Genomic DNA, 3,838 nt, shown 5'->3' with positions numbered 1-3,838 from the left:
CGAAACGGCCCTCTAGCTTTCCAACACCTCCCCGCCCAGGTTCTAGATCCATAGAATCTGTACAAATCACTGACAAAATCAAAACGACGACGCTTTTGGGTAGCCAAATCTATCCTTGTCCACTACTAGAAAGTTCAAGGTTCTACTTTCAATAGAGGCGCTCCCCAAATTTGCCTCTCCACACTCTCCTTGGTCGTGGTTGCCCCCGACGAAGACCCCAGGAGCTCAACGATGAGTCGCATAATTCTCATGATGATTTTGGCCATACTCATGCTCAATGCGTGCGGCCGCCTCGACCCTCAAACCTCACAAGCGCCTGTATTCATTGTTGAAAATTCATCAATAGACTCTTCCTATACAAAAGAAGAACTCTGCGAAGGTGCCAGCTTGCACCTGCAAAACTGCTTTCAACTGGATACCCCCGTAAAGGGAATCAATCTCGCCTGTGACCCGGAAATGGCGAAGTGGATCACCGAGGCCAGCTGCGACGAACTTCAAGGTGTCACTCCAATGCATGGTTGGTACGGCTTCTTCGACTGGTTCGAGCAATCAGCCTGTAACCTAGGCTGGGCCTACTACTGCACGCCCGAAGGCTGCGCCCAAGACGAGCCTCTTGATAGCTGCAGCGAATACGAAAACTTCAACGATTGCCAAATGTGCGAAATGTACAGCTGCCTAGAATCTGAACACGACCTAAACTGCGGGCAGCGTGGTTACTTTCGAGGGTATGGAAAGAAATACTGCGAACGATTCTCCGCTATTACAGGCGAGTTCATGAGTGATGCGGGCCGCCTATGGCTCGCAGATGTTCGCGAATGCCTGCTCGGTGAAGTCGAACGTATCATCGAAAAAACTTCGGCTTGTTCCGGAATTCGGCAAGAAGCCTTCGACTCCCACCCTCAATGTTACATCGATTCCGGGCTATGCTCGTTGCCACCAGGAGACTGGGCCCACATCGTTGCCACCATTTCCCCTTGGGATAATGACCTCAAGCAAGTGATTCTGTCAGGCGCTGGCTGCCTGCAAGAGTGGACAAATAACTAACAAAATCAGTCACTTAAAAATATCACAGTGGTTCAAATAGCAAAGGATCAATTTTTCCTACATTTGACTACTTTTGGGTAGATTTTTGTGACCAGAATAAACTACTTGCGGGTAGATATGTTCAAAAGGAAGCACAATATGAATTCGATCAAGACCTTTGCACTCGCCGTCACTGCCGCTCTCTGTGCCAGTGCCATCACCTGCGGTGCCGCATTTGCAACCAATCCAGAGCCCATCCGGGCGCTCTACCTCACCGACTACGACGGGTTCTGGCACAAGTATGCTGAACAAACCCAAGAGTTACGGACCGGCCTTTCTCAATATGCAAATGTTGATCTGACCGTCGTTGGTAAGAAGCAAGCCGATACACTCGACACCATGAATACCGAGAACTTCTCAAACGGCTACGACGTCATCGTCTACAACTTCTGCCTCGCAGAAAACAACGACTACGACATGATCCACAACATGATCAGTCAGTCTCGAGACAACGGTATTCCAGCAGTATTCATTCATTGTGCGATGCATAGCTTTCGAAGCACATCAGACAGCTTAAGCTGGTGGGACAACTGGCGCACACGCTGGGCACGATGGCAATGGCAAGTTGCAAACTTTGGTGAAGACTTCCCCCACTGGTGGGAATTTACCGGTGTGGATTCCGTAAAGCACGACTGGAAGCGTTCCGTCGTCGCCACACAAGCAAGCAACCACCCTATTACCGCGCTTCTACCTCAAGAGATCGATTCACCCCGCGACGAGGTTTACCAAGTGACCGCAACCACTGGGGACCTCACACCACTCTACACCGCTTACAGCCCGCAGACGCGCAGAGAAGAAGTTGTGGCATGGACACGGGTTGAGAATGGTACCCGTCTTTTTGGTACGACGTTAGGACACGACTCGAACACCCAAAACCTGGGCAGCTTCTTAAACCTCGTGGGCAATGGAATCCTCTGGGTCACAGATCACCTCAATGCTGACGGCGCTCCTGAACAAGGCTACGAAGGCAATGAGCAATTTCCAAACTACCAGAGCACCGTTACCTGCGATGCTTCACAAATCATCGAAGCGCGTAACATTGAGGAAGTTCAGGAAGCAGTCACACTCGCGAACGAACTGGACAAATCATTGAAAGTGGTTTCCCTCAATACCTCAAACAGCAACAGCAAATTCATATGCCCCGAGCATGGCGGTATTCTTTTAAACGTATGGCAAATGAACCAAGTACTTGCGGTCGATGAAGACCTCATGACCGTCACGGTTGAGCCTGGCATTCGTGCCACAGAGCTTTCTGAAATCCTTCACGGTTATGACTTAGCAATTCGAGCGATGCCAGACTACACCGGCGTAAGCATTGCCGGTGGTATCGCAACAGCCGCTCACCACTCCTCTTTGAATATCCCATCAAGTATGGCTGATATGGTTGTTGGTATGAAGATCGTGGATGGCGAAGGAAACCTACGTGTATTCGACGAAGATACCGTTGCATCCGTTGCCACTCATCTTGGCATGCTGGGCGTGGTAGTGGAAATCACACTCCAAGCAGAGCCTCAGTTCAAGCTCTCCTACGGCCATGAAAAAGGCTCAGACATTGGCCTTGAGTATTTGATTGAAGAAAAAGTTCGAGAGCATGACTACGCTCGTGTGATGTGGTTTGCCGGTAACGACCGCTACGTGATGGATTACTATGACCGCGTAGATAACGACACCTCGGGTACTTCTCAGCACAACCTTTGGGAATCAAGCGCAAGCGCTTTTAGAATTGCCGGAGATATTCCTTACCGAGTCTTAAACTCTGCACCCCTTCGCGCTCAATGCGACAGTGCTCTTCTGCGCTCTATGTTCTGGTTTGCTCCGATTGATTCACAAGAGTCGGGCTGGGGTAAAACAGTTGGATGGTCACACGAAATGCTCGGTTCTTACTGTACTCCCGGCACCTGCCCATGGGACGTAGACAACGTAAAAAGCCGCACCATGGAAGCAGCCTTTCCGCTGGCAGACCTCGCAAACTGGATGGACGACGTGCGCGGCATCATCGATGCGAACCGCGCATGCTTTCCTGTTTTAGGACTCTATCTACGATTCTCGAAAGCTTCCGACAGATGGGCAGCCTTTAACTACGGTGAAGATATGGTAGCCTTCGAAATCCATATTCCAAAAATAGCCAACGAAGACGCAATGGAACGTTCAGCAGCGGTCTACGATGAAATCGTTCAGATGACGATTCGTAAATACGACGGGCGACCACACTGGGGTAAAAACTCCAGTGCCTACTTTGTGGGAATTGATGAAGACAATTACCCCAAGTGGGATGACTTCCTAGAACTTAAAGAAGACCTCGACCCCAACGGACTCTTCAACAACAAGATTTGGCGACAGCTTAATCGCGATGCCGAAATTGTGAATTATCCAGGGTGTGTTCTGGCAAGAGATTGTATCTGCCAAAGCGACAGTGACTGCGGCCAAGGCAAGTCCTGTGTCTCGGGTGGGTTCTATGAAGAGGCCCGAGTTTGCCGCTAAGGCTAAAATGCGTATCAATTTCAGGATTCTAGGCAAAGGCTAGGCAAGCAAGCGCCATTTGGTTATAGAGGGGGCCCGAAAGGACTCCCTATGCCACTGAAATCACTGAATATGCTTCTTGTTTGCCTCGCACTTATCCTCGCTGCCTGCGGGGAAACCACTGCCAGCAATTCCGACCTCCCCTCAGTCGTCGAGCCACCCGCTCCAAGCGCAGAAAACGGTCAAGCCATCCTCGATAATGCTGCGGCATGTGACGAGGAAAAGCCATCGACGT

The 3,838-nt window shown here is 50.4% G+C and carries 3 protein-coding genes; all 3 read left to right on the top strand.

Features of this window, described 5'->3' with window-relative positions; all coding sequences use genetic code 11:
- The first annotated feature begins 231 nt into the window (after positions 1-231).
- A complete protein-coding gene (locus tag HOK28_02395; protein MBT6431911.1) occupies positions 232-1,044 on the top strand; it encodes a hypothetical protein in 813 nt (270 codons plus the stop codon).
- A gap of 138 nt (positions 1,045-1,182) precedes the next feature.
- Positions 1,183-3,564, top strand: coding sequence for an FAD-binding protein (locus HOK28_02390; protein MBT6431910.1), 2,382 nt, complete (start codon positions 1,183-1,185; stop codon positions 3,562-3,564).
- Between the two features lie 90 nt (positions 3,565-3,654).
- The coding region (locus tag HOK28_02385; protein MBT6431909.1) for a hypothetical protein at positions 3,655-3,838 on the top strand (184 nt) is incomplete at its 3' end.

The organism is Deltaproteobacteria bacterium (assembly GCA_018668695.1).
Taxonomy (GTDB): Bacteria; Myxococcota; XYA12-FULL-58-9; order XYA12-FULL-58-9; family JABJBS01; genus JABJBS01.
Note: the sequence above shows the minus strand (reverse complement) of the source record. Positions and strands in the feature narration are given on the sequence as shown.

Excerpts from the sequence above, each read along its gene's own strand:
- HOK28_02390 (MBT6431910.1), top strand. The coding sequence starts at position 1,183 with ATGAATTCGATCAAGACCTTTGCACTCGCCGTCACTGCCGCTCTCTGT.
- HOK28_02395 (MBT6431911.1), top strand. The coding sequence starts at position 232 with ATGAGTCGCATAATTCTCATGATGATTTTGGCCATACTCATGCTCAAT.